Genomic DNA, 25,650 nt, shown 5'->3' on the forward strand with positions numbered 1-25,650 from the left:
GCCGAGAGCGAAACCCCTTCTTTAGGGTTCCGACTAAAATCTCCGACATGTACCCAAGCACCTCGTCGATAATTGCAACCCAGATCGCCCCAGCACTGTACAGGTCAGAAGTGTTTGCGAATCCGTCAGATAATGTCCGGGCGCTTCGCTATGACGTCATACAGTAGATGAATGCTGCGATTCATCCGAACATCATGACTAGGCACGTGAGATCCACGTAATCTTTCATGATACCTCGCCCATAATTTTTTTTCCTGTGCATGAAATTCCGTGAGCCGGTCGAACACTCCAGTAATCTAGCGTACCGGGCTGGAGATATCTCGCATGTCTGCGGAACTGGCAGTTCTAACGCGATGCTTACCCATTCAGTCCCTTCAGCAACGCTGTATGAAACGCGGCCGGGTCCTGCATCTGAGGTGAATGGCCCAGATCTCGGAATTCCAACAGTTTTGCGCCGGGAATAGTCCTTGCCGCCTGCCTGCCCAGTTCAGGATAACGGCCCAGCATGCGCTGCACAGCGGGTGGTGCGGTGTCATTTCCTATTGCGGTGATGTCCCTGTCCCCAATCATCAGCAATGTAGGCACCTTCAGATCCTGCAGGTTATGCACTACAGGCTGGGTAAAGATCATGTCGTACAACAAAGCCGAATTCCATGCGACCAGCTCGCCACCAGGACCACGATACATGCCAGCTAGCATCTGGACCCATTTTTCATACTCGGGACGCCATTGATTGGCGTAATAGACCTGTTTTTCATAGGTCCGAATCTGGTCGGCGGTCTTGTTACGTTCCGCTGCGTACCAGTCGTCCACGCTGCGATAGGGTACACCTTTTTCCTGCCAGTCCTCTAGCCCGATCGGGTCCACTAAGACGAGATGTCCCACTTCCTGAGGGAACATCAGGGCGTAGCGGATGGCGAGCATGCCACCCGTAGAATGCCCGATCATAACCGGCCTGCTGATACCGAGATGGGCCAGCAGGTCCCGCGTATTGCGTGCCAGTTGTCCAAAGCTAAATTGATAGGTCTGAGGCTTGCTAGATTTGCAGAAGCCGATCTGATCCGGCGCAATCACACGGTAACCATGGGCGGTCAGGAAACGGATGGTCCCCTCCCACGTGGCAGCACAGAAATTCTTACCGTGCAGCAGGACGGCAACCTGGCCATTCGGATGACCCGCAGGCACATCCAGATAGACCATCGTCACCGTCTGGCGCTGGGAGAAAAATGTGAATTTTTCAACTGGCCAAGGATAGTCAAAGCCTTCTAGTTCCGGTCCGTAAGCCGCGCCTTCCTGCCGCAATTGGCCCCCCGCACAAACGGGACTGCATAACACAAGCAGGAAGGCGGCAGACAGGACAGTAGACCGTAATATCTGGTATAACCGAACGATCATATGTTTATCCTTGGACAGCAGTAGCACGCGTTTTTAACGAATTTTGGCCACCTCGTACGACCCTTGTTCTTGCGGCAAATCACACCGAAACAAACAGACTCGATTTAAGAAGATGATCCCTCTCAAAACGCTGCATGCAGGACGGCTTTCCCTATACAGGCCAATTACCTGTCCATAATATATTTCATACACGTACCGGGTGCGATCTCTCAGTATGGATCGGACGAAAGATTGCTCGCAGGCTTACTACTCGTGGAAGTTTCGGCTGCATCCGCGCCGCCACAGACCATGACCTGCCGACGACCCGGCAAACGATGTCAGAACTCCAGCGAGAGGGTAAAGTGATAAACTCGTGGCAGTCCCGCATACAGCGTGGATGCTGCACCCGACGTGCCGCTGGGGGCACCTGTGTAGACCGAGGCCCAGTAGCGCTCGTTCGTGGCATTGCTCACCCCGAAGCGCGCGACCCACGGGAAGCGGGAGACGTGGAAGGCATAGCGCGTGCCCAGATCCAGCGTGGTGTACGAACCGGTATGCAGCGTGTTGGTAATGTTGGCCGCGCGGTTGCCCATGTAATGGACGCTGGCGTTGAAGGCCCAGCCCGAAGCGAATGAACCCAGCGAAGCCGGCAGGCGGTAATCCAGCAGCAGATTGGCCTGCAGCGGCGCGGCTCCCACGATTTCCTTGTTGTTGTAAGCAGCGGTCTTGCTGTTGACCAATTCCGCATCCAGCCAGGTCATGCCGGCGAGAACGGAGAGGTTGGGCAGTACTTCACCCGAAATCTGGGCTTCCACTCCGTAATTGCGCTGCATCCCGCCATATTCATAAGTCTGACAAGTAGTACCACCCGAACAGGTGCCGTCCGCCGCAGGAATATACATTGCGTAAGGTGACGTCATACGGAATCCGGCAACGTTGAACTGCATTTTCTGGTATCGCAGCTTGTAGCCGACTTCATATTCTTCCGAATGCGCAACAGGCAGGGCAATGTTGGTATTGGTATAGTATTTGCTGTTGGGGGTAACCGGCCCTGCTTCAGCCGAACGGCCATAGGTGAAATACAGGGTCTGGTTCTGGGTTGGCTTGTAGATCAGGCTGGCCGTCGGGCTGAACGTCGCATTGGCCTCAAAGGTATTCTTGAGCGGGCTTGTGGCATTGAGCGCGCCCTTCTGGTCAATCCAACTCCATGCAAGCGTACCCATGACCGACCAGTGCTTGTTGATCCGCATCGTATCGCCAATGATGAAGGACTGGCTCATGATACTGCTGGATTTGTAACGCCCGCTATAATAGGGCTGCGTGCCATTGGTGGGGGCCGCACCATACATGTTGTATGTACCAAGACTCTGTGCCGATGTAAGCGCGGTTGTCGGGTTGTAATTCCCCATCATGTAACCATTGGTGCCGATGACCAGGTCATGCGTAAGGGGACCAGTATGAACACGGCCGTTGAAATACGCCATGTTACTACCAACGCGGAAGTCATCCGCCGTCGTTGTTGCTGTGGCTTTCGCGGTATAGACGCCCTCAAACCCTTGGGTCGCGCTCAGTGTATCGCTTATGCCAAAGGACTGGCGCATGGCATCCTGGTAAAGGCCACCCAGCGTAAAGCTCCAGTCCTTGTCGATTTGGTGCTTGATCTTGGCCAGGAAGGTATTGGTCTCCATGTTGTACCCGCTCCAGTCAGGAGCCAAGCTCCTGCCTAGATCCGGTGCTTCGGGCAACTTCGCGCCGCCGATACCGGTCGGGTTGGCAGCCGTGCCCGCAGAAATACCGAAACCGGGCGCCATGCCGCGCTCATCATAGGTATAGTGGCTTGCATCAATTTCGATGACCGTTTTAGAATCCACATGGATATCAAAGTCGGCGCTGACCATCTCACGCCGGATCCAGCTGCCCGGCGCATAGGCCGAACCATTGGCGTGCAGCATGTTCAGGCGGTAGCCAAACCAGCCATTGCGGCCAATCCGGCCCGAAATATCGCCATTGACCGTTGGCGTGCCGATGGAATCCACACCGACCGAAAGCCGTTCGGTACGGCGGTTGGTCGGGCGCTTGAGGGTATATTCAAACACGCCAGCCGGGTTTTCGGGCCCGTACATGGCCCCGGCCAGACCGTTGAGAACCTGCAGGTTATCCACCCATTCCGCCGGATACGGCGTGGTGGAGACCACGTTTAGCCCGTCAAGGCGGGAGTTTGAAACAACATCAGCTTCAAAGCCGCGGGACTGCGGGCGCGATGTGTTCGGGTCACCGCGGATTTCCAGCTGTACCGAAGGTAGGAACGAGGCCATATCATTGATATTGCGTAACTGCTGGTTGACCACCACGTCATGCGTCACACCCATCACGGAATAGGGCGTATCCAGCGTATCCCGGTTGCCCAGCGGGCCGAGATAGATGTTCTTGTTCATGTATTTGGCGCCGGTGCCATCTGCTGCGTGATGACCATGGACCGTTATCGTTTCGCCGTTAGACCCGTCGAGTATCCCGGCTATGGGCACGTCTGTACCCGCCGTTGCCGCGTGAGATCCATGATCCGCCGGTTCTTTTTCAAACGGTCTGGCATGAGACTGGGACGTCCCCTTCACGGAGACCAGCTTGCCAGACTCACCCATCGAGGCAGAAACTGGTGGTGCCGCCAATGCGGTGGTTGCTAGTAAAACCAAGCCTGACGTTCCGGTGATGAAAAACGCATTATAACAACGACGCATAATACAGTTCATCCATGATATGAATAAATGGCATATGCAGGGTTTTTCCATTCTTCAACCGTGCTTGTCTATATATATCTGTATATATTTATATATACGCATATATATGAACGACAGGTGTTGCCGGAATATGACACCTATGCCCAATGCGTACCAAGGCCGAGCAGCGTCCGTTTAGAACGAAAAAATTACGCGAATATTGAAGCAAGCAAACAACGAAATCTCGCTACCGCGAGGGTGACGAAACTCGACCGCTAATCGAAATTTATTAGACGTTTTACTCTATATTATCATCATTGTGATTTCGAACTGAGCGACCAAACCCCGCCACCCGTGCAATAGATGATCGTCGTATTGCATAATTTGGTGCAACCATGGGATAGTGCTGGGGCAACCCCCACCGTTCACGATATTCATCTACTGTCATTCCGTAAACGGTATGGAGATAACGCTTTAGCATTTTACGCTTTGTACCGTCTTCCAAGCAGATAATATATTCTGGGAACACTGATTTACCAATAGGAACGGCCGGTTTCTTTTTTGGTTCTTTTTCATGTTTTCCCAATTGCTCTCCATTGAGGGCGTCATATACAGATCTGATCAACTGACCAATACCATTTGACGATATTTTATTGTTATTTATATATGACAAAACGATATTGACCGTCTGTCTCCGAAGATCGTTCCTATGATCGTGAGCCAATAAGGGGTGATCATGCATCAGATGCTCCATACGCGTTTTGCAAAGTGGAAATTCTCGGTATCACGATATTTATACAGAAACATAACAATATAAATGTTGAGTTTATATGTATATTGATTCACCATGGATCTGAACGGCAGAGATCATCCAGTTGTCCTTCAAAATCTATTTTCACAATGATTTTCCAAACCTCTCCCACGAAAGACGGCAGCGGAGATTCATGCAGTCTCACCAGACCAATTGAGCCAGCAGAGAACCCGGAAAGGCGTCGTATCTGCAATTTTCCATGAGGAGGCACCCTTAATGGAAAAGATGAAAGAGGTAATATTGTCGTATGCGTTCCCTTCATGATCGCAGCATGAATTAGTTCCAGAGAAGTGGTCTCAAGCCGGACAACCGGTTTTACGCCTGCAGTTTGGAACCCCACATCGACAAATTGCCTGCAACGCATGCTCCGGCTGAGTAAGGCCAGGGGAAACTGTGCTGCGGCTTCCCAGCTAATCTCATCGCCGGGAGGGAAATCGTAAGATTTAGCGCCAGCTAGAACCTGTCTTTCCTTATAAAGTTCATGCATGACAAAGGCCGGTGCTTTGGGACATTCCTCACAATACATGATCCCGATATCCATCTGCTTTACATTTAGCTTTTCAAGGATCTCTGCATTAGATAGAACCAGAACATCACAGATAAAATCCCCGACATGATCCTTCACTAGGTCCATAAGAAGAGGAATGACGTGAACTGCGGTTGGAACGACGCCGATTTTAATTGTGCCTGCCAGCTTCTCATGAGATAGGGAGACGACATTCTGGATTTCTGAAACGCCTCGCAAAATTTCATGTCCCCATCTGAGGATCTGGACACCTTCCGCCGTCAGACCAAAAACTTTCCTCTTCCGGTCAACAATAACAACGCCGAGCTCTTCTTCCATGACACGTATGGCGCGCGAAAGGGATGGCTGCGATACGTTGCATGCAGCCGCCGCCGTCGAAAAACTCTTGAATTTGTCAATCTCCCGAAGATAGTACAGTTGCTTGAGAAACATGTCATACTCCGCGACTACTTGCTGACCGCCAGCCTAATGCCGCGATCATTTTTCTGTGGATGTGATATTTTTCTCCGCATTCCGGAACGAGCAGAATAAGGGAAATTTTTATTTGTTCAGGATGTGGGACACGATCCGGTAAGACGATTTCCGCCGCAGAACAGCGTCTGCTCGTCCTGTCGCGCAATGGCGATCAGGGTCTGGTTCATTGTTTCGGCCGTCCGGAACGCCCGATAGGTCGGGGCAGAAATTGCGACCACAACAGCGATACCTGCCCGCACGGTCTTGAGCGCCATCTCAAATGAATACCGGCTTGTCAGCAGACAGAAACCTTCGTGGAAAACTTCGGGATGGCAGGCACGCACACCGATCAGTTTATCGAGCGCATTATGTCGCCCCACATCCTCCCGGATCATGTGAATATTGCCATTATTATTTGCCCATGCGGCTGCATGCACCATGCGTGTCGCGGCGTTCAGCGTCTGCCACTTCCGCAGTTCATGCAATGCGTTGCGTATTGCTACCACAGACAGGCTCGGCCCATCCTCCAACGGCACCGCCGCTACCGCATCATGTTCCGGCACGGTCTCGCTGCCGCATATGCCGCAACTCGAATGACCCGTCTGCATGCGGACATTACGGCGCATGAGCTGCGTCAGCGCCCTGCCCTTGATAAAAATATCAAGGGTCAGGCCGTCTTTCACCTTTACAATGTTCACCGAACGGATATCTGCAGCTGAACCAACGATCTGTTCAGTTATACAATACCCATAGGCGAAATCTTTCAGGTCCGCGGGCGTCATCATCATCGTGCCATACGGAAAAATTCCGTTGAACAGGAGACTGACCGGCACTTCCTCCGCCACGTTCAGGCTGAATGTTTCATCCGGCCGCGACAGGGAACTCACGTCCAACGGGTAGAAAAGGGCGGACATCACGGCAGCCTCAGGCATCGAAGGGGGCACTGTTCAATGGTCATAGGGTGTGGCACGGCACCCATCCGGTCTCTCCAGTCGCGTAATGTTCATGTTTCCAGATCGGAACGCGCTGCTTGATCTCATCGATAATGTAACGACAGGCATCGAAAGCCGCATCGCGATGTGCTGCGGAGACACCAATCCATACCGCCGTTTCGCCTATGGACAGATAGCCGGTCCGATGGATGGCGGTTGCACGGCAGATTTCAAAACGCTGTTTTGCTTCCTGAAGGATGGTCTGCCCTTCCGTCAGGGCAAGTGGAACAAAAGCATTGTAATCAATCCCGGAAACGGCGCGACCTTCGTTCGTTTGCCTGACCCACCCTTCAAAGGAGCAGAACCCGCCTGCCTGAGGAACAAGGAGCGCCCTGCGCAGGGCGCTGGTATCCACCGGCGCATCCGCCATGATGAAGTCGTTCATCCGCCCGTCACCGGCGGAATGAAGGCAACATGATCGCCTTCGCACAATGGCTGTTCCCATGGCGCAAATGCCGAATTGATCGCCACCCGCATGCGGGCCGGTTCAAGTGCAAAGCCATAGGCTTCACGAAGTTCGTCATAGAGTGCTGCGGCCGTGGGGGCCGGGGTCTGTCGTCTTTCGTATGCCCGCCCAGCTTCATCCTGAAGCTGGGCGAAATACTGTAACTCTATGTCTGGCATTTTACGTCCTGTTCAGAACATTCAAAGTATTTCAGTACCCGCTCGCGTTCATCTGGCGCGTTGACGTTTTCCAGCGCACCTGTTTTTTCTACTTCAAGGAGACGAACCGCCGAACGGGCGAGTATCCGGCGCGGCCGAACAGTCTGGCCTGCTGCCTGGCCGTGCAGGGCGGCCAGCGTTGCGGGTTCCCATATCGTACAGAGTGGCTCGGGCGCTCCGTCGCTTTCGCTTACATAGGCCGTGGCGGCCAAATCCGCGTTGCGTTCGTTAACAAGGACGGCAAGCGTCGTATCGTCAAGCATAGGCAGGTCGCAGGCAATGACCAGCCACGCTACATCCGGACAAGCCACATGAGCGGAGAGTACGCCAACCATCGGGCCGCCGCCGAGCCTGTCCTTTATCTCCTGCCTGTCCATAATGCAGGGATAGGACGCCCGGAGCGGATCAGACTGCTGATCAGCACGTATCGAGATGAAACAGCGCCCTACATGCCGCTGCACGAGGTCAAAAGCGCGGGCAAGCTGCGGGCGGCCACCATAAGGCAGGGCCGCCTTGTCCCGGCCCATGCGCTGGCTTGCCCCACCGGCCAGGACCAGCCCGTACAGTAACGCTGTCATGGCTTGTGCCCTGGTGAATATTGGGGTGTGCGCCGGAAATCCATGTCATCCCCCGATATAATGCATTTCGATTTTTTCCTGCCGGGATGCCTGTTCCCCGCTGACCAATAATGTCGGCTGGCGCGTGCGTTCCTCACTGTAGCGATCCGCCCGATGGCACCAGATCCGTGACAGGGTTGTGCGTAGTTGTTCATCAATTTCGGCATCACCAGCATTTCCGCGCAGGAGTGCGCGCAGATCCGTGCCAGTCGTTGCGAAAAGGCAGGTGTATAGCTTGCCGTCGGAAGACAGGCGGACACGCGAGCACACGCCGCAGAACGGTTCACTGACAGACGAGACGAACCCGATCTCCCCTGTCCCGTCCACATAGCGGTAACGGCGGGCCACCTCACCGCGATAGCGGGGCGGTAGCGGTTCAAGGGGCCAGAGTGTCGCGATACGGGCACGCAGTTCGCTGGAAGGCACCACATCGGCACGCTCCCATCCGTTTCGATTGCCCACATCCATATATTCGATAAGCCGGACCGTTACACCCGTATTGCGAAAGCGCTCCAGAATGGCTGGCACGCCCGTATCATTCACGCCCCGCTGGACCACGGTGTTGATCTTGACGCCGCCTTCAAAGCCTGCGGCACGCGCAGCATCAATACCCTTCAGCACGGCGGGCAGGTTGCCCCTGCCGCCACTCATATGGGCGAACACGGCCGGATCAAGGCTGTCAAGGCTGACCGTCACGCGCCGCAGTCCTGCCTGACGGAGTGCTGGCGCAAAACGGGGCAACAGCACGCCATTGGTTGTCAGCGCCACATCCTCAATGCCCGGCAGGGCGCTCAGGCGGCGGACCAGATCGGGCAGGCCAGGCCGCAGGAGGGGTTCCCCGCCGGTCAGCCGTATTTTGGTTACCCCCAGTTCGGCGGCCATGCGCGCAACCCGTTCGATCTCGTCAAAATCCAGCCGTTCCTTCGGGCCAAGAAACCGGAAGCCCTCGTGATAGGTGGCTTCAGGCATGCAATAGGGACACCGGAAGTTGCACCGATCCATGACCGAAATGCGCAGGTCACGCAGCGGGCGGCCAAGCCTGTCGACGGGTAGCGCGGGACGGGCCGCGCAACTGTTGTTATCGTCATCCATGGCCGCCTGCCCTGTCAGCCTGCGATCCGGATGGGCGGCGCGGATGCAACACTTTCCATCACCCTGACCGGAATGGATTTGGCCGCAGGCGTTCCACTGATCTCGTCAAAATAGTCCAGCGGCAGCAGCGGGTTCAGTTCCGGGTAGTATCCGGCAATGGCACCGCGCGGCATGGGGTAGTCGAGCACGTTCAGCCCATCAACATAGCGCCTGATCCCGTCATCGCTATAGGTTTCCAGCCCGATCACATCACCATTCGCCAGACCGCGTTCGGCCATGTCCTCTTTATTCATGAAGATGACAAGACGGGTATTGTACACCCCACGGTAACGGTCACTGTTGCTGTAGATGGTCGTATTATACTGATCGTGCGAACGGATGGTCGCCAGACGCAGCATGGCCGGATCCTTGACCGGCACATCAACTTCCAGCCCCGGCAGCACGAGGAAATTCGCCTTGCCATTGGGTGTTTTCCACACGCGGCGACGGGGCGGGATGTCGAGGTGGAAGCCATGCGGGTTCCTGATCCTTTCGGAAAAATCCGCATAGATTTCAGGATAGACATCGGCAATCCTGTCCCGGATCAATGAGTAGTCGACCATGTAATCCGCCCATGGCGTGCGGGAGTCGGGCAGTGTCGCCATGGCCATGCGGCAGACGATCTCGGTCTCCGGCAGCACCTGCTCGCTCACGGGTTCGAACACCCCGCGTGAAGCTGTAACATTTGCCATCGCATCCTCAATGGTCACGAACTGCTCGCCAGCCTGGGTGCGGATGATTTCCGAGCGGGCAACAACCGGCAGGAGCAGCGCATCCTTGCCATGCACCAGATGCCCCCGGTTCAGCTTTGTCGCCACGCCAACCGTCAGGTTGAGGTTGCGCATGGCAGCATAGGAGCGATCCGTATCGGGCACGGCGCGGATGAAATTGCCCCCCATGCCAAAGAATACCTTGGCGGTACCCGCTTCCATGGCCTCGACCGCTTCGAGCACGTGGTGCCCATGTTCGCGCGGCGGTTCAAAGCCGAACACATCGCGCACGCGGTCCAGATAGGCCTGGGTCGGTTTTTCATCAATGCCCACCGTGCGGTCGCCCTGCACGTTGGAATGGCCACGGATCGGCGCGATGCCGGCTCCGGGCTTGCCGAAATTGCCGCGCAGCAGCAGCAGGCTGGCCACCTGCTGGATCAGGCGCGATCCTTCCTGATGTTGCGTCAGGCCCATGCCGTAGCAGATGATCGTAGCATTGGATTTCATGTAGATATCCGCGATCTTGCGGATCTGTGCCTCGGTTATGCCCGAGATACGGGTGATGTCCGCCCAGCTACAGCCCATGACATCATCACGCAGGGCTTCGATGCCTGCGGTGTGTTCGTGAATGAAGTCAAGATCCAGCACGTTCTCGCCGCGCGCCTCGGCCTCAAAAAGCGCCTTCATCATGCCCTTGAAGATGGCAAGATCGCCACCGATGCGCACATGCACGAATTCACTGGAAATCGGGGTCGAGCCGAACGTGCCCATCTGCAGCATGTCCTGCGGTTCCGTAAAGCGGATCAGCGCGCGCTCCGGCATGGGGTTGATCAGGACGATTGGTACGCCGCGTTTGCGGGCTTCCACCAGGTTGGTCATCATGCGCGGCGAATTGGTGCCCGTATTCTGCCCCACCACGAATATCGCCTCGGCATGCTCGAAATCGCCCATGACGATCGTGCCCTTGCCAATGCCGATGGCAGGCGGCAGGCCACGGCTGGTCGGCTCGTGGCACATGTTCGAGCAGTCGGGGAAATTGTTGGTGCCGAATTCGCGCACGAAGATTGAATACAGGAACGCGGTCTCGTTCGCCGTGCGGCCCGATGTATAGAACTCCGCCTGATGCGGGCTGTCGAGGGCGCGCAGGTGCTTGCCAATCAGGGCGAACGCGTCATCCCATGCCACCGGCACGTAGCGATCACTGTCAGCGTCGTAGCGCATCGGCTCGGTCAGGCGACCCTGCATTTCCAGCCAGTAATCGCTTTTCTGCATCAGTTCGGTGACGGTGTATTTTTCAAAGAATTCCCGCGTCACACGTCCCTTTGTCGCTTCATGCGCCAGCGCCTTGGCCCCGTTTTCACAGAACTCCAGCGTCTTGCGATGATCGGGGTCAGGGAATGCACAGCTGGGGCACTTGAAGCCACCCGGCTGGTTCATGGATAACAGCCCGCGTGATCCCTTGACCAGAACACTCTGTTCCATCAGCACTTTTGCGGTGGCCCCGGCCGCACCCCACCCACCTGCCGGATGATGATAGGGTTTGTATTCAGGCGTTTTTTCGTTGCTCATGATCTCGACCCTCTCGGCATTGTTCAGTTGGGCAGGCGTGTGTAGGCACGCGATATGGCTGTGGGACTGGTGGAAGCACCTGCATCATGCAGCAGGCCAAACTCCCGCATTGCCGGCACGAAATTTTCGTTTTCATGCTTCGAGCGGGCCAGCTTCACCAGGGCAAATCGCTGAAGCGGCTGCAGGGTTGCCCATTGCGTGGCTGTGGGTGGCGCTATGCCATCAGCCTGTGCCTGGGTCTTGACCGCATCAGGCATGTGGTCCGCGTCGCTCCAGGCTTCCAGCCCGCGTGTTACCAGGTGGCGTAGCGGCTCGTCACTGCGGGTTGCGATCAGGTGGACGACCAGTGCGCGATAGGCGGCCTGTTCGGACACGGTTTCGCACGGCAGATCGGCCAGCTGGCCCCTTTCCTCGCGTGTAAACCGGCTCCACTGCCGCAGGCTCAGTTTGATGCCAACGATATCAAGCTTCTGGCGGGCAATCATCGGAATGCACCGCAGCGACCCTGCGAAGTCACGTTCAAAGTCAAAAAGCATTGGACCAGATCCCGTATTGAAGGGAGGGGAATATCGGGCAGCCATGCCGCCCGGTTTACCGGGGAACGATCAGGTGCAGCAGCGACGCCGCCCCGAAAAATGCGCAGGTGCTCAGCGACCAGATCGCCACGAACCATGCGATCCGTGCACCGGTACGCGGTGGTGCGTCATCTCCGTTGCCCTGGACAATCTCAGTGATACTCATCGGTTTCCGTCACCTTTCCGCGAAAGACGTGGTAGGAATAGATCGTGTAGGTCAGGATGATCGGCAGCAGGATGGCGGTGCCGATCAGCTGGAAGAACTGGCTGGATGGCGGAGATGATACATCCCACAGCGTCAGGCTCGGCGGCACGGCATAGGGCCATACCGTAATGCCTAGCCCGGACAGGCACAGGAAGAACCAGCCCAGCGCGCACAGGAACGGCCCCTTCGAGTGCCCCCTGCGCAACCCCATGATAAACAGCCCTCCCAACACGACTACCAGAACCGGCACGGGGGCAACGAATGCGATGTTGGGCCAGTCGGTCCAGCGGCGCAGGTAGGGGGCATGCAGCAGCGGTGTCCACAGGCTGACCGCCATGATGCCGATGAACAGGCCCACGGCCAGCCGGGCGGCCCAGCGGCGGCATGATGCCTCCAGCACGCCAGTGGTGCGCCAGATCAGCCACGTTGCACCCAGCAGGGCGTAACCACACATGACGGACAGGCCACACAGGATGCTGAACGGGGTCAGCCAGTCGAGCGGGCCACCGGCAAAGGCGCCATCAACAACCCTGATCCCCTGCACCACCCCGCCGAGGATTGCCCCCTGACAGAAAGCGGCGATGGCGGAGCCTGCCATGAAACCGGCATTCCACATCCCTTCCCGTCCCGTGTCACGCGTCATGATGCGGAATTCGAACGCAACGCCGCGGAAGATCAGTGCCAGCAGCATCAGCACGATCGGCAGGTAGAAGGCGGGCAGCAGGGTGGCGTAGGCACCGGGAAAGACGCCGTAAAGCACGGCCCCGCCCAGCACCATCCATGTCTCGTTGCCATCCCATACAGGGGCAATGGTGTTGACCATTACATCCCGGCGGTCCGGGTGGCGTTCGAGTGCGAACAGCATCCCGATCCCGAGGTCAAAGCCATCAAGCACGACATAGATCGAGATGGCGGCCACCAGAATGACGGCCCATATGATGGGGAGCCAGTATGCGAAGTCCATCATGCCTCAGGCTCCTTTGCCAGTAGAGGGATCAATCACGCCCGGATGCATGCGGGTTGCCAGAATTTCGGTCGCGTGGGATGGCGGGGTATCATGCTCGCCTTCCTGTGGGGCGCGGCCCAGCATGCGCACCAGAATGCCCAGACCTGAGCCAAACACGAGCACATAGACCACCACGAACGCGGTCATCGAAAACGCCATGGAGGACAGGGCAACCGGCGATACACTGTCAGACGTGCGCAGCAGGCCATAGACGGTCCAGGGCTGGCGGCCGACTTCCGTCGTGATCCAGCCACACAGCAGGGCCAGAAAGCCGGCAGGCGCCATGCAGAGTGCGACACGGTGGAAGAGCGGGTTGGTGAACAGCGTGCTGTTCCGCCGCAGCCAGAGCGACCACAGCCCCACCAGCATCATCAGCATGCCAAGGGCCACCATGATGCGGAAAGAGAAGAAGATGACCGGTGATGGCGGCCGCTGGTCACGCGGAAAGTCCTTCATGCCCGGCACCTTGCCGTTCAGGCTGTGCGTCAGGATCAGTGATCCGGCCAGCGGCAGTTTGACGGCATAATCCGTATGTTCGGTCTTCATGTTGGGAATACCGAACAGCAGTTCGGGCGCATGATCTTCCGAGACCCAGTCCCCTTCCATCGCAGCAATCTTGACCGGCTGGTATTTGAGCGTGTTCAGGCCATGCGCGTCACCTGCAAGGATCTGGAGCGGGGCTACGATGGCCGCCATCCACATGGCCATGGAGAACATGACCCGCACCGGCTCGCTGGAAATCTTTCCTGCCTTGCGGGCTTTCAGCATATGCCACGCCCCCGTGGCCCCCACAATGAAGGCCACCGACAGGAAGGCCGCCAGTCCCATATGCACCAGACGGAACGGGAAGGACGGGTTGAAGATGATCGCCAGCCAGTCAGCGGGCATGAACCGGCCCGTGGCGGGGTCGATGGTATAACCACGCGGTGTCTGCATCCATGAATTGGAGGAAAGTATCCATGTCATGGAAATCAGGGTGCCGACCGATACGCAGCATGTGGCCGCAAAATGCAACCCACGTCCCACCCTGTTCATGCCAAACAGCATGACGCCAAGGAAGCCTGCTTCCAGAAAGAAGGCGGTCATGACCTCATAGGACAGGAGCACGCCCGTAATCGGCCCGGCCTTTTTGGAAAAGATCGACCAGTTCGTGCCGAATTCATACGACATGACCAGTCCCGACACGACGCCCATGCCGAAGACAATGGAGAAGACCTTGATCCAGTATCGGTAAAGATCAAGGAATACAGATCGTCCGGTCCTGAGCCACAGCCCTTCCAGAACCGCCAGATAGGCTGCCAGTCCAATTGAAAAGGCTGGAAAGATGATATGGACGCCTACGGTAAAGGCGAACTGAAAGCGTGCCAGAAGGAGCGCTGGATCATGTGCGTACTGCATCGATACTTTCCAAAACTTATGACGAGAGAAGAAAATACAAATAAATTCTCGGCATAGTGGCCCCGTAAGCAATGAACCGGCCAGAAAAGCCGCTGCGTGCCCCGGTGTCATGGAAAAGGTAGTAGATCAATCTGACGTATGACGTCCAAGAGAGATTATACATAAGATCATAAACAGCGTTTATAACCGCATCATTTATACGATCTGTATAGTTATATCTGGATATAGACGATCGGAAAATATTAACATCTTATCATAAGATATTGGCGGAGATCTTAGGTTCTTAGGCGCAAAACGCCCTCATTGGCCGCTCCGGTTATTCATTCTGAACATGATGCAGACGAGGCAGATCTCTTCCGTAGACGTGTTATGTCTGCATTCCTGATCATATGGAATTGAATAGAGATGCCTGTTTGATAGCATCACAATCGGAATCTCAACCTCCTTCATACATGAATGTCAGAACCTTTTTCGCATCCAAAAGATGATGGTAAGTGCGCAGTAAAATGGTCGGGGAAAGTGCGAGTGTGACGATCGTAACGCATTGCGCTACGACAACAGTACCTGAGTTTACCCAAGAGACTGTGAAGGTTGTTGTCTGATTTAAACTCTCTGGACGCATCGGAAGACCGATATCGATCACATACATGATTCCATTAGCGGCTGACAGTCAGTCACATATCGTAAACCCTGCACGTGAAATAGCCGATAAGGAAAGTTTTTATTTGATAATGAATTCATCTTAGAAATATATTCGTACAAACGGCTTCAAATATTTTGGTTATTTATTGAGTCTATCCGAGCATACCGCTTTTGATAGGTACAAACTTTTCGTATTATATTAATCATAACCACAAATAACTTATATTAATAACTTTTATAATATATTAATATAAGCTATTGGACATACGTCGACTCCGGCTGGGTCTTTGCCGTTTCTGCCCGGGAAAAATCCTCTACCTGAAGATAGTTCGAATTATTTCCAACGAAAGCACAATGACAGACATGGGTATCGTAAAACACGTAGACCGGGGTTCCGTTCTGAAGCATCATCTGCAACGTGTTTGGTTCGATGGATTTTGCCCATGACTGGGCATGAAAATCGTCAGATGACAGACGCCTGAAATGATTTTGGGCCAGGCGCCGATCATAGGCCTGATCGACATCTGAAGGCCATGTGCAGCCAGTCAGGAACATAACCAAACTCAATATCCAGAAGGCTTTCATGTCCATTTTCATTTTTTACGGGCCGACCAGTCACGAAAATGTTCCAAGATACCGTGTCGCAATCACGATATTGCGCTTGTCTCAGCGGTGCCCATCGTGTCGGTAACTCCGATTACCCCCAGATGCTCATAGAGAAGATGCCGCGGCAAAGATGACGGACGGGAGAGCGCAACAGCGTTGACCTGAGACCCTCCCGCTGAAGAAGTCAGAAAGATGCGCAATAGAATATGTGACTTCCTTGCGCATTCCAGGCCTCAGGCGAACCGGATATCCAGCGTGCGGAGATACGTCTGCAGGCCGGCGTCCTGTATTGGAATCAATCGGGCCTCAGCACCGGATTCATTGAAGTGCGCGTGCCAGTAGCCCGGCGGGGTTACAAAAACGCATCCTGATTCCCAGTCTACCCGCGTGGGGTCCTTGATCTGGCCGTTTTCGTCGAGCTCGGTGCCAACCAGGGAATAGCAGCCCGGCTCACACTCGACGATATAATCCAAAGCAATCGACTGATGGCGGTGCGGCTTCTGTTCGGTACCCGCACCAATCGTCCCATACATCGCCCAAAGGGTATGCGTAACGGTCCGCGTCAATGGAAACTCTTCGGCGGCGAGCAGAACGCTGATACGGCTCCGCTCCGCAGCCGCTGGTGAGCGCCTCACCCGGTCAAGTTCTCGGTTCGCATCCGCGGACCGAAACAGAACCGGGCGGAACCGGGCCGTATCAACGCGCGCACCAAGATAGGTCAGCAGCGGCGCATCGTGTACTGCATAAAGCGCAGCGTCAGACGAGGCTGTGAGCATGACGCCGTCAATCGCGGGAACAGCGAAGAAGTCGCCATGGCTCCACTCGAACGCAACATCACCGTTGACGGCGCGCCCCTGGCCACGGATGACATAGAACACGATCGATGTCGCATTCGGCTCCATTTCGATCGTATCGCCTGCGTTGATGCGGACAAAACTTGCCAGCAGGCCGGGGCCTGTTGCCGGGCCCGGACACTTCAAAGCTGTGCTCAGATCAAGGGGAACGATCCGACTTTCTCCGCCCGCATACAGCGATGGAGAAAAGAAGTGGTAGGGAACACGCGGCGTCAAGGTCGGCCGGATCGGATTGGCGGCCTTGCTATATTCATAGAACTGTCCCTGGGCGACGGTATCACGCGCGTCGGTCCCGGGATCAATCACCAGACTATCCATTTTTGCTCTCCATTCTGTCGCGGAGCCAGATAAGGGCACGCGATGCCCTGGATAACCGGCCTGGCATTGCTCCCGCTACCTAAGGCGCGGCAAATGACTTTTGCCAAAATTGACATGGTGGCGACGCGCCATCCGTCCTACCGGAGAGTCAGTGAACTTCCACGCTATGCGATCTCGCCTACCGACCCCTCCAATCCGGAATCCAGAGGTCGATGCGAGCCTACATGTCAGTGAGGTTCGTCTATGAACGACAGGAGAATCAAGTGAATCAGTCTGCGCAGTCAACTGTTTCGCCGAGCCAGACGGGCGTGCCCCGGACCGGCTCTCCACGCCCGCGCGTCGGCCTTGTGGGATTGGGTCATATGGGTTCCGCGTTTGCCCAGAATCTGGTGAGTTGCGGCTACCAGACGGTTGTTTTCGATCGCAATGCAACCAAACGGGACGCATGCGCCGGTGCACAACCGGTTGACTCCCTTGCCGGACTGTCTCAGTGCGACATTATCTTCTCTTCGTTGCCTAACGACGCTGCTCTCTCTGCTGTGACCGAAGGCCATTCCGGCCTGATCACCGTCATGAAGAAAGGGGCTGTTCACGTCTCGACGAGCACGGTCAGTCCCACGATCGCAAGGCATCTGGCGGGCCTGCATCAAAGTAGTGGTCAGGGTTACGTTGCCTCTCCCGTTCTTGGCAATCCTGACCTCGCGAAGGCGCGGAAAGTGTTCTTCATGGTCGCAGGCCCTGCCGATCACGTCGCCTCAGCAGTTCCTGTCATACAAAACCTGGGTCAGCATATCTTCCTGATAGGGGATGACCCTGGTCATGCCAACCTGATGAAATTGGCTGCAAACGTGATGATTGCAACTACTTTGGAAAGCATGGGAGAAACCTTGGCACTTCTCCGCAAGGGCGGCATTTCCGCTGAACTCGGTTTCGACGTTCTGACGAACTCACTTTTTGATTCGAAAGTCCATAAGGCCTACGGCGGAAAAATCCTGCACGAACGCTACCGTCCCGCCGGAATGGTCGTACCGCTGGCGCTCAAGGATATGCGCCTCGCCTTAACCGAGGCCGAACACGCCACAACCCCCATGCCTTTTGCAAGCCTCGTGCGAGACCGCATGGTCGCAATGATGGCACGAGGTTGGGAAACGCTCGATTGGTCAGCCCTGGGGCTCCTTGCGTCCCGGGACGCCGGGCTGCCTTCAGATCCCGGACTTTCTGACCTCTTCTAGTTACAGACGGCCAACTTCCAGCCGTAACTTGCCCGAAAGGAAATAATTTGATGCCTACTCAAAACCAGAATGATCCGCTGAGCAGCCCGGCCCGTCGCTCCATCCTCGCGCTTGGCGGCGGCGTCGCGGCGGTCGGACTGGCAGCATCTACACTCAATGCAGCTTCAGCATCCGAACGCCCGGTCGCGGAACCGGTCAGCGGGCCTTACCCTGTCCCGCCGCCTGAAAAAACGGCAGGGCCGATAAAACCGGCTCGCGGCACAAACCTGACCGGCAAAGTTGCCGTCGTTACAGGCGCAGCTCGCGGTATAGGCCGCGCCATTGCAGTTGAGTTCGCAGCCAATGGCGCAGACGTCATCGCACTGGATATCGCGGGACCAGTGAGCCCGACAGCCGATGCTGCCCCCGCAACAAAAACCGAACTGGAGGAAACGGTAGCGCAGATTCGCGCTTATGGGCGCCGGGGCGAGGCGATCGTTGCCGACATTCGTAAGATCAAGCAACTCCGCGCGGCGGCCGACCATATTGAACGGACCTACGGAAAAATCGACTGCGTTGTCGCGAATGCTGCTATCCAGGGGTGGAAACCCTTGCTTGAAATGGATGACAACGACTGGGAGGATCAAATCCAGAACAACCTTACCGGTACGGCCAATACGGTGCGTGCGTTCGCACCCAAAATGGTGGCACGGAGATATGGACGACTGATTCTTCTTTCTTCCATGCAAGGCCGGATGGGCACGATGAGCGGTGCATCATACTCGGCGTCTAAGTGGGGTATCCTTGGCCTGATGAAGTCAGCGGCACTGGAGCTTGGGCGTTACAATATAACATGCAATGCTATTCTTCCGGGCCTGGTTGGAACTGCGCTCACTTATAACGAACAAAGATTCCGGGCCGCGATAGCGCAGTCAAATAAGGCAGTTTCGCCGTATCCTACCGCTCAGGAAACGTGGGACGCCCGTGCGCCGACAGTTCCCCTTGGCGTAGGCTGGCTCCAGCCTGAAGATATCTCGCCTATGGCCGTATTTCTGGCATCGGACGCCGCCGCACTTGTGACCGGCGCAGAAATGGCAGTTACCGGGGGAGATGCTGCAAAAGTAAGCTAGTGCTGACCGGCTGGGCGGTTCCGAGTATTGGGTGCCGCCCAGTAATACCCATATCACCCGAGAGAGTCTTTAAGTTGGCGCGCCATGAAATTGATGAAACTTTTTACTTTCGGCGCAACAACTTTCTTGGGGGGATAAACTGCCCAGATAGCCCGTTCCGCTCCTGGGGCTAGAACCCACTCGAATTGCCCGAGAACCCGTACGAGTTTTCCTGCTTTTATGTCTTCCCCAATCAGCCAGCTTGGCAAAAGTGCCAGACCAATCTCGCTCAAAGTCGCTTCAAGAAGAGCTTCGGAATCATTTGCTTTCACAGCCCCGCTCACGGACAGCTTTTCGAACTGAGCCTCTGGTTTGCCACAAGGCCTAAAATACCATGCACTTCCTGCCTGAACGGTAAAAAACAGGCAACTATGATTTGTCAGATCCCCAGGACAGACAGGCAGACCTGCGCGTTTTATATAACCAGGGGCAGCGACAAGAATTCGTGACTGACCAGCCAGCCGCTTTGCGACAAGGGTAGAATCAGGGAGCGCACCAATACGGATCGCAACATCGGTACCGCTTTCTATTAAATCAACCGTGGCATCCGTTAATGTTGCGTCAATGCGGATTTCCGGGAACGATGTCAGAAAGGCCGACATATGTGGCATCACATGCCGTCGGCCGAAAGCAGCAGGGACATTTATGCGTAATATGCCTCGCGGCGAAGAATTGTGTAAGGTTACTTCTTCGCGGGCGATATCCAGGTCACCAAGGATACGACTGGCCCGTTCCTGCAACAAGGCGCCGGCCTCGGTCAGGTGAAGACCACGTGTCGTACGATTGAATAGCGCGACGTTGAGGTCTGCCTCCAGCCGGGAGATATGGCGTGATACCGTTGATACCTCCATGCCCTGTTCAGCAGCAACCCCAGAGAAGCTTCCTATCTGGGCAGAACGAAGGAAAACGCGCAACGCAGTAAAATAGTCCACAACCTGCTTCCCCAAGAGATAACAAGTTCTTTCATATCGACATATAAGGGGGCCTTACAATCACGTGTCCCCAAAATGGAGAGCAGGGATACCAAAATCAGTATCTTACTGCCATCGCGACGGAACCTGCCAGAGGCGTTTGACGCTTACCTGAATAGTCTGTTGCAACACCGAACACCATAGCGCCCGTCGTGTGAAATACGCGGGATGGTCGAGAACTGCTCATGGCACGATGGAACATGCCCACTTGGCCGGGATACCTGAAAGACCACAGGGGAGAACGGGACGTGACCAATATCCGCAATCCCGCATTGACCTGATGGAAGCGTTATGAAGATGTGGCGCATCATGGCCTGGTGCCGCTCACGGCCTTTCCCGAACCGGAGCGCCTGCCGGATGGTACCAGCAGACCCGTCTGATTTGTTCGTAGCGACGGCGAACCTCACGCTCTTTTCGCAGAAGCGGGTGTTGGTGGACGTTAGTGCGTAAGCGGGAGAACGGTGAAACGACGGATGACCTGTTTGGCACTCTGGCCACCATGGCCAGTCGGGAAGGCAGCGTCCTTTACCCGAAAGCCAGGCCGCTCATCTTGACCAGACCCAGAGAGCTGAATCTGTGGATGAATGCGCCCGTCGACGCAGCACCGCAACTGCAGCGTCCTTTGTCTGATAGCGCACTGACAATGACGAAGGCTCCCATAGTAAGCAGCTAGTGTCGTTTTGCCCCGGGGAAACGATAGGCCGACTATCGGGCGGCATGACCAGATAAAACTGTCACGTTGCCCTTGGGGCATCACGATCATCAACCCAAGGGGCTACGGATCTCGACGAAGAGTTGGCACAATCGTCGTGTGCCGTCACGGCCAAGGTGCGCTTTCGCCGATAACGCGGGCTTCTTGCACGTAGCCGAAGTTGGCTCCGCCTGACCAAGCCCGTCCGTCAGGGTAACGAAGTTCAATCCCGGTGAGATCGCTTTCATCTGCAAGCAACATATTCACACCCGTTTGGACATTGCCAAATTTCGATATGGCGCTCTCCGTCAGTGTAAAATGTGTAGTCGAGCCACATCGATCGCAGAAGTGAATTTGTGCAGCTGGATCATCTTTGTCTTCCCGGCTGTATTCTCCGGTAGCACCGTTCACGCTGACTTCTGAGGGATGGAAATAGGACCAGCGAGCGCCAGACTTGCTGCACAGAGTGCAATTGCACTCATTGATGAAGTCCGGCCTTTTTGTCAGTTGAATGCGAACTTGGCCGCAGAGACAGGTTAGCTTTAGCATTCCCGTCTTATATCAGGAGGCGCTTTCGCCTGATAGCTTCCATTGCCTCTCACGCAACGCGGAAAGTCAAACTGAGACATTCATGGCAGCGGACCAGCAAAAGCCATCCTAAACCAATACGATATGCGCCAGCAAAGATCTGATTGGTTCCTATGCACAAAAATGGACCAGTCATTCGCATACAACCTAATCGAATACTGGAGTTCACGCCACAAACACGAGGGCCTGTTAGGTCTTGAATAACAGAACGAACTGCATAGTTGTTTACGATGAGCATGATGCGGTCTGTCTTTTCCGATACGGCATGGTCCGTCTGGGAGTCTTTGATCGAGGAAGTCCGTTCGAAGGGCAAGACCCCACCAAAAAACTTTCGACGGACGATCTCAGCGATTTTCTAACGCCATCAGAATGGCGCGAAATGGCGCGCCATACCAAATGAGTTTGGTCCCTGGTGGATTGTCGCACAACTGCTCATTCGCTGGTCGAAGCTTGGTGTGTGGCAGCACCTCTTTGAAAAGGTCAGAGGCGCGGACCCGGCATTGGGCATGGTCTTTCTCGATGGCACGACGATCCGTGCCCATCACAAGGCGGCCGGGGCCGCCAAAAAAGGGGATACAGTGAACGCTGCAGAGATCGTGAGGCGCCTGGCCGCTCACGTGGAGGCTTTGGCACCAAGGTCTGCGTAGCTGCGGATGAACATGGCAGGGCACTATCCTTCACACTGTCGCCCGGACAGGCACATGAGCTGCCATCCGCTTATTTCCTGCTCGACGATCTGCCCCATCCACCGACCTATGTCATCTGTGACCGTGGGTATGCCTCGCACAAATTCCGTGAATATCTCTGGGACCGGGGATCGCGTCCTGTCATCCCGCCAGGGAAGAATGATCCGGAAGTTGTCTGTCCCTGATGGGCTTACAGACACCGACACCTGGTCGAAAACCTGTGGGCAAGGCTCAAGGAGTGAGGGGCTGTCGCGATCCGATATGAGAAGACTCCCGCATCTTTCCTCTTCGTCATCCTCATCGCTGTTACAGCAGACTACATCAAGACCTAATAGGCTCTAGCAGCCTGTCGGGTTGGGCATTTTGCGGCTGATAACGCCAAGGCTGACCTGGCTTATGCTGCCTGAAGCCGCGCCATTCTTTTACAGTTGTATGCGAGAGCAACGAGTGTCCATTCGGTCGTGACTTTTGCAAGGCCACGCAGGCTGAATTTTCTGAAGCCCATGATGCTTTTGATAATTCCAAAGACCGGCTCCACGGTCTGTTTTCGTCGTCTGTAAAGATCTCCGGCTTCTGTAGTTTCCAGCCTGTCCTTCATGGCAAGCCGCCAGGGTTCGGTTATCCGGCGTGGCTCCCTTTCTGCGGGCCGGGGTCGGAAGTCGTAAGGTCTGCGGGCACAGGGCCGTCCAATGGCGACCAGCGGATCAATGCCCTTTTCCCGCAGTTTCCGGACCGCCTGCCCGCTGGCGTAACCGGTATCGGCGAGCACTGTCTTTGGGAGACCGATTGTGTCTTCCATCGACAGCACCGTGTCGGCAAAGGACGGCGCATCCGCTGATGTGGCGACAACGTCGGTTGTCACGATCAACTGGCTGCCTTCGGCGCACACCACGGCCTGGGCATTGTAAGCCTGCCGGAACTCGTGGGCGTCCGAACGCCGCATGAGGCGGCTGTCGGGATCGGTCAGACTGATCTGTCGGTCGGGTGGTGGTTCATCATCGGGCGGTTTGGGCGCCCGGCCGCGACGCCCTGTTTTCGCATCATAAGCGGCTTTCTTCTTCTCGTAGGCCGGTCGCGCCGTTTCAGCCTGCGCCTTCGCATCAGCTTCCAGCCGGGCGCAGGCTTCGTCCAGCTTCGCTTTCAGCGTTTCCCGCCGGGCAAGCTCTTCCGGCAATGCCTGCGGATCTCTGTCTGTGGCGTCCGCATGCTCCGCCTGGTCCATCAGTTTCGCGATATCCACAGCCAGCTGTTCGCGCAGCGCCCTGATCCGGTCGTAGCGCACCGAACGGTATTTCGATGCGTCAGCATCGATTTTCGTGCCGTCGATCGACACCACGCCCAGACGCAGCAGACCCGTCTCGCGCGCCAGAAGCAGGACCTGCGCAAATGCAGCTTCAATGGCTGTCCGGTTCGTCCGGCGGAAGGTCGCAATCGTATCATGATCCGGATGCAGGTTCGCCGCCACGAATCGCACCCCGATGTCGCGATATGTCGCCCGCTCGATCCGGCGTGAGGAAAACAACCCGTTCGCATAGCTGAAGATCAGAAGGGCCAGCATCAGGCGCGGATGATACTGCGCCTTGCCTCCCGTGCGCACTGGCACGCAGAACGCACTCATCGGAACCCGCTCAACGGCGGCTACAATGAAATGCGCCATATCATCAGCAGGAAGCCACGACTTCAGATCAGGCGGCAGAAGATACGGCTGAGACCGGTCAAACGGGATGAAGCTGCTCATCTCACCACCTTACAACTTCACCTCTTCACAGGGTACCCCAACCCGACAGGCTGCTAGCGGTACCTTCTCTCGGACAACCCGGATGACAACTTTGCCGCCCTCAATCATGATGCGACAACTCTAAAAGGTCCAAGCCGGGACGACAGATACAGCCGGTTCATGCGACGCAGTTCATCCGGTGCCCCCGGTGCCGTGGGCGCATCGCCATGGACCATGCCAACCATGACTTTCATATTGTTCAGAACAACAGCGGCAATGTCGTCCGCCGTTTGCCGATCCAGTCCAGGGGCGCAGGCCTGCAATGCCGTCGCTATACCAAGCAACGCCTGACCACGTGACTGTGCGCGGAGCTCTGTCCTATCCGTCCGTGCCGTCATCAGCGCCGGAAGTGAGTGCACACGGGGATAGAACCTGACGATCAGGTCAATCAGACCATCGGCCAGTTCATCGGGGGACAGGTCTGACGCGCGGCATCCGATCGCTTCGTATTCTTCCTGCAGGATCGCCATATGCTGCTGCAGCAATGTCTCGGCAATGGCCTCCTTGTTGGGAAAGAAGCGATAGAGCGAACCGATCTTCGCCCCTGCCCGCGAGGCTATTTCCGCCATTGTCGTCGCATCGTAGCCACGTTCCGCGATGAGGTCGGATGCGGCCGCCAGCAATTCGGCCACGCGTTGCCGCCCGACTGCCCGCCGGGGTTGAAGGGGCGCACGCTTTTCGCTTGACGTACTTGAGTCCATCCTCAAATAGTGTCCCTGTTTGAGTGTATGCTCAATTTCTATCAACTCCTTCCATCCCGGACAACGCCCCGGCATGCAGGAGCCTGATAACAGGAGAAGACCGCCATGACATCGTTTTCTGCGTCCCGGACCGCCCTGATCCTGATCGACCTGCAGAAGGGCATCGTCTCCCATCAACTGGCCCCCTACACGGGCGGGACGATTGTCGAACGTTCAAAGACCCTTGCCGCACGCTTCCGCGCCGCCGGTGCGCCGGTCATTCTGGTCAATGTCGCCTTTGCCCCCGATTTTGCCGACGCCCTGCATACCCCCGTCGATCTGCCGTTCGCACCGCCCCCCGGTGGCTTTGCGCCTGACTGGACCGATCTGGCCGAAGGGCTGGCGCAGCCGGGCGACCTGCACGTCACGAAGCGGCAGTGGGGCGCTTTTTACGGGACGGATCTCGACCTTCAGTTACGGCGGCGCGGCATCACCACCGTGGTCATTGGCGGCATTGCGACGAACCTTGGCGTGGAATCCACCGCCCGCGCGGCGCATGAACACGGCTACGCCGTTGTCCTCGCCGAAGACATCACCTCCACCTTTTCCGAAGAGATGCAGCGTTTCGCATATGACTGCATTTTCCCCCGGCTTGGCCACGTGACGACAAGCACCGCGATCGAACTGGCATCCTGAAGCCAGAAGACCGAACC

23 protein-coding genes and 2 pseudogenes are annotated in these 25,650 nt (G+C 56.1%); 5 read left to right on the plus strand and 20 right to left on the minus strand.

Features of this window, described 5'->3' with window-relative positions; translation table 11 throughout:
* Positions 1–357: 357 nt before the first annotated feature.
* From ACE2AA_RS17130 to ACE2AA_RS17205, 16 genes are all read right to left on the minus strand, one after another.
* Positions 358–1,395 (minus strand): alpha/beta fold hydrolase, encoded by a 1,038-nt coding sequence (locus ACE2AA_RS17130; RefSeq protein ID WP_395372554.1) that lies wholly within the window; start codon positions 1,393–1,395, stop codon positions 358–360.
* A 317-nt stretch (positions 1,396–1,712) separates the two neighbouring features.
* Complete coding sequence (locus ACE2AA_RS17135) at positions 1,713–4,064, minus strand: TonB-dependent siderophore receptor (RefSeq protein WP_395372277.1); 2,352 nt, start codon at positions 4,062–4,064, stop codon at positions 1,713–1,715.
* Between the two features lie 322 nt (positions 4,065–4,386).
* Positions 4,387–4,830, minus strand: coding sequence for a MucR family transcriptional regulator (locus ACE2AA_RS17140; RefSeq protein ID WP_395372279.1), 444 nt, complete (start codon positions 4,828–4,830; stop codon positions 4,387–4,389).
* 100 nt (positions 4,831–4,930) lie between these two features.
* Entirely contained in the window at positions 4,931–5,857 is a 927-nt protein-coding gene (locus ACE2AA_RS17145; protein ID WP_395372281.1) for a LysR family transcriptional regulator, read from the minus strand.
* A 116-nt stretch (positions 5,858–5,973) separates the two neighbouring features.
* A complete protein-coding gene (gene fdhD, locus ACE2AA_RS17150; protein ID WP_395372556.1) occupies positions 5,974–6,792 on the minus strand; it encodes a formate dehydrogenase accessory sulfurtransferase FdhD in 819 nt (272 codons plus the stop codon).
* Positions 6,793–6,832: 40 nt separating this feature from the next.
* Positions 6,833–7,255, minus strand: coding sequence for a molybdenum cofactor biosynthesis protein MoaE (locus ACE2AA_RS17155; RefSeq protein WP_395372283.1), 423 nt, complete (start codon positions 7,253–7,255; stop codon positions 6,833–6,835).
* Entirely contained in the window at positions 7,252–7,494 is a 243-nt protein-coding gene (locus tag ACE2AA_RS17160) for a MoaD/ThiS family protein (protein ID WP_395372285.1), read from the minus strand. Before ACE2AA_RS17160 ends, ACE2AA_RS17155 begins: the two co-directional genes overlap by 4 nt.
* The gene (locus tag ACE2AA_RS17165) at positions 7,482–8,111 is read right to left on the minus strand and encodes an NTP transferase domain-containing protein (RefSeq protein WP_395372287.1); all 630 of its coding nucleotides are present in this window, start codon (positions 8,109–8,111) and stop codon (positions 7,482–7,484) included. The genes ACE2AA_RS17160 and ACE2AA_RS17165 overlap by 13 nt, the downstream gene beginning before the upstream one ends.
* Positions 8,112–8,156: 45 nt before the next feature.
* Entirely contained in the window at positions 8,157–9,242 is a 1,086-nt protein-coding gene (moaA, locus tag ACE2AA_RS17170) for a GTP 3',8-cyclase MoaA (RefSeq protein ID WP_395372288.1), read from the minus strand.
* Between the two features lie 14 nt (positions 9,243–9,256).
* Positions 9,257–11,560 (minus strand): FdhF/YdeP family oxidoreductase, encoded by a 2,304-nt coding sequence (locus tag ACE2AA_RS17175; protein ID WP_395372289.1) that lies wholly within the window; start codon positions 11,558–11,560, stop codon positions 9,257–9,259.
* A 23-nt stretch (positions 11,561–11,583) separates the two neighbouring features.
* Positions 11,584–12,096, minus strand: a complete 513-nt coding sequence (locus ACE2AA_RS17180) for a nitrate reductase associated protein (protein WP_395372291.1) — start codon at positions 12,094–12,096, stop codon at positions 11,584–11,586.
* Between the two features lie 55 nt (positions 12,097–12,151).
* Positions 12,152–12,301, minus strand: a complete 150-nt coding sequence (locus ACE2AA_RS17185) for a DUF2474 family protein (protein WP_395372292.1) — start codon at positions 12,299–12,301, stop codon at positions 12,152–12,154.
* On the minus strand, positions 12,288–13,307 hold the full coding sequence (gene cydB, locus ACE2AA_RS17190) for a cytochrome d ubiquinol oxidase subunit II (RefSeq protein ID WP_395372293.1): 1,020 nt from the start codon (positions 13,305–13,307) through the stop codon (positions 12,288–12,290). The genes ACE2AA_RS17185 and cydB overlap by 14 nt, the downstream gene beginning before the upstream one ends.
* 3 nt (positions 13,308–13,310) lie before the next feature.
* On the minus strand, positions 13,311–14,744 hold the full coding sequence (locus tag ACE2AA_RS17195; protein WP_395372295.1) for a cytochrome ubiquinol oxidase subunit I: 1,434 nt from the start codon (positions 14,742–14,744) through the stop codon (positions 13,311–13,313).
* 897 nt (positions 14,745–15,641) lie between these two features.
* Positions 15,642–15,971: a hypothetical protein gene (locus ACE2AA_RS17200; RefSeq protein ID WP_395372297.1), complete on the minus strand. Its 330-nt coding sequence runs from the start codon at positions 15,969–15,971 to the stop codon at positions 15,642–15,644.
* Positions 15,972–16,225: 254 nt separating this feature from the next.
* A complete protein-coding gene (locus ACE2AA_RS17205; protein ID WP_010516117.1) occupies positions 16,226–17,164 on the minus strand; it encodes a cupin domain-containing protein in 939 nt (312 codons plus the stop codon).
* A gap of 263 nt (positions 17,165–17,427) precedes the next feature.
* Here ACE2AA_RS17205 and ACE2AA_RS17210 point away from each other — a divergent pair, with 263 nt between their 5' ends.
* Positions 17,428–18,396 carry an NAD(P)-dependent oxidoreductase gene (locus tag ACE2AA_RS17210; protein ID WP_395372299.1) on the plus strand — a complete coding sequence of 323 codons (969 nt, stop codon included), beginning with the start codon at positions 17,428–17,430 and terminating at the stop codon, positions 18,394–18,396.
* 50 nt (positions 18,397–18,446) lie between these two features.
* Positions 18,447–19,505: an SDR family NAD(P)-dependent oxidoreductase gene (locus tag ACE2AA_RS17215; RefSeq protein ID WP_395372301.1), complete on the plus strand. Its 1,059-nt coding sequence runs from the start codon at positions 18,447–18,449 to the stop codon at positions 19,503–19,505.
* Between the two features lie 53 nt (positions 19,506–19,558).
* Here the strand turns inward: ACE2AA_RS17215 and ACE2AA_RS17220 are convergent, their stop codons facing one another.
* On the minus strand, positions 19,559–20,491 hold the full coding sequence (locus ACE2AA_RS17220) for a LysR family transcriptional regulator (protein ID WP_395372302.1): 933 nt from the start codon (positions 20,489–20,491) through the stop codon (positions 19,559–19,561).
* Positions 20,492–20,646: 155 nt separating this feature from the next.
* On the opposite strand from ACE2AA_RS17220, the pseudogene ACE2AA_RS17225 reads away from it, so the two are divergent.
* Positions 20,647–21,188, plus strand: a pseudogene (locus ACE2AA_RS17225) (SOS response-associated peptidase family protein); the annotation flags it as partial.
* 144 nt (positions 21,189–21,332) lie between these two features.
* On the opposite strand, the gene ACE2AA_RS17230 reads toward ACE2AA_RS17225, so the two are convergent.
* Positions 21,333–21,617 (minus strand): hypothetical protein, encoded by a 285-nt coding sequence (locus ACE2AA_RS17230; RefSeq protein WP_395372304.1) that lies wholly within the window; start codon positions 21,615–21,617, stop codon positions 21,333–21,335.
* Between the two features lie 416 nt (positions 21,618–22,033).
* On the opposite strand from ACE2AA_RS17230, the pseudogene ACE2AA_RS17235 reads away from it, so the two are divergent.
* A pseudogene (locus ACE2AA_RS17235) lies at positions 22,034–22,812 on the plus strand (IS5 family transposase).
* A gap of 62 nt (positions 22,813–22,874) precedes the next feature.
* On the opposite strand, the gene ACE2AA_RS17240 reads toward ACE2AA_RS17235, so the two are convergent.
* On the minus strand, positions 22,875–24,218 hold the full coding sequence (locus tag ACE2AA_RS17240; RefSeq protein WP_395372306.1) for an IS1182 family transposase: 1,344 nt from the start codon (positions 24,216–24,218) through the stop codon (positions 22,875–22,877).
* 104 nt (positions 24,219–24,322) lie between these two features.
* On the minus strand, positions 24,323–24,958 hold the full coding sequence (locus ACE2AA_RS17245; protein ID WP_395372307.1) for a TetR/AcrR family transcriptional regulator: 636 nt from the start codon (positions 24,956–24,958) through the stop codon (positions 24,323–24,325).
* 105 nt (positions 24,959–25,063) lie between these two features.
* Between ACE2AA_RS17245 and ACE2AA_RS17250 the strand changes: the two genes are divergently transcribed.
* Positions 25,064–25,633 (plus strand): hydrolase, encoded by a 570-nt coding sequence (locus ACE2AA_RS17250; RefSeq protein ID WP_395372309.1) that lies wholly within the window; start codon positions 25,064–25,066, stop codon positions 25,631–25,633.
* Positions 25,634–25,650 lie beyond the last annotated feature (17 nt).

This window comes from Komagataeibacter diospyri, assembly GCF_043995075.1.
GTDB lineage: Bacteria > Pseudomonadota > Alphaproteobacteria > Acetobacterales > Acetobacteraceae > Komagataeibacter > Komagataeibacter diospyri.

Bases quoted from the DNA above. Each gene is read 5' to 3' on its own strand.
- ACE2AA_RS17130 (WP_395372554.1), bottom strand. From the start codon at position 1,395: ATGATCGTTCGGTTATACCAGATATTACGGTCTACTGTCCTGTCTGCC.
- ACE2AA_RS17140 (WP_395372279.1), bottom strand. From the start codon at position 4,830: ATGCATGATCACCCCTTATTGGCTCACGATCATAGGAACGATCTTCGG.
- ACE2AA_RS17145 (WP_395372281.1), bottom strand. From the start codon at position 5,857: ATGTTTCTCAAGCAACTGTACTATCTTCGGGAGATTGACAAATTCAAG.
- fdhD (WP_395372556.1), bottom strand. From the start codon at position 6,792: ATGTCCGCCCTTTTCTACCCGTTGGACGTGAGTTCCCTGTCGCGGCCG.
- ACE2AA_RS17155 (WP_395372283.1), bottom strand. From the start codon at position 7,255: ATGAACGACTTCATCATGGCGGATGCGCCGGTGGATACCAGCGCCCTG.
- ACE2AA_RS17160 (WP_395372285.1), bottom strand. From the start codon at position 7,494: ATGCCAGACATAGAGTTACAGTATTTCGCCCAGCTTCAGGATGAAGCT.
- ACE2AA_RS17165 (WP_395372287.1), bottom strand. From the start codon at position 8,111: ATGACAGCGTTACTGTACGGGCTGGTCCTGGCCGGTGGGGCAAGCCAG.
- moaA (WP_395372288.1), bottom strand. From the start codon at position 9,242: ATGGATGACGATAACAACAGTTGCGCGGCCCGTCCCGCGCTACCCGTC.
- ACE2AA_RS17175 (WP_395372289.1), bottom strand. From the start codon at position 11,560: ATGAGCAACGAAAAAACGCCTGAATACAAACCCTATCATCATCCGGCA.
- ACE2AA_RS17180 (WP_395372291.1), bottom strand. From the start codon at position 12,096: ATGCTTTTTGACTTTGAACGTGACTTCGCAGGGTCGCTGCGGTGCATT.
- ACE2AA_RS17185 (WP_395372292.1), bottom strand. From the start codon at position 12,301: ATGAGTATCACTGAGATTGTCCAGGGCAACGGAGATGACGCACCACCG.
- cydB (WP_395372293.1), bottom strand. From the start codon at position 13,307: ATGATGGACTTCGCATACTGGCTCCCCATCATATGGGCCGTCATTCTG.
- ACE2AA_RS17195 (WP_395372295.1), bottom strand. From the start codon at position 14,744: ATGCAGTACGCACATGATCCAGCGCTCCTTCTGGCACGCTTTCAGTTC.
- ACE2AA_RS17200 (WP_395372297.1), bottom strand. From the start codon at position 15,971: ATGAAAGCCTTCTGGATATTGAGTTTGGTTATGTTCCTGACTGGCTGC.
- ACE2AA_RS17205 (WP_010516117.1), bottom strand. From the start codon at position 17,164: ATGGATAGTCTGGTGATTGATCCCGGGACCGACGCGCGTGATACCGTC.
- ACE2AA_RS17215 (WP_395372301.1), top strand. From the start codon at position 18,447: ATGCCTACTCAAAACCAGAATGATCCGCTGAGCAGCCCGGCCCGTCGC.
- ACE2AA_RS17240 (WP_395372306.1), bottom strand. From the start codon at position 24,218: ATGAGCAGCTTCATCCCGTTTGACCGGTCTCAGCCGTATCTTCTGCCG.
- ACE2AA_RS17245 (WP_395372307.1), bottom strand. From the start codon at position 24,958: ATGGACTCAAGTACGTCAAGCGAAAAGCGTGCGCCCCTTCAACCCCGG.
- ACE2AA_RS17250 (WP_395372309.1), top strand. From the start codon at position 25,064: ATGACATCGTTTTCTGCGTCCCGGACCGCCCTGATCCTGATCGACCTG.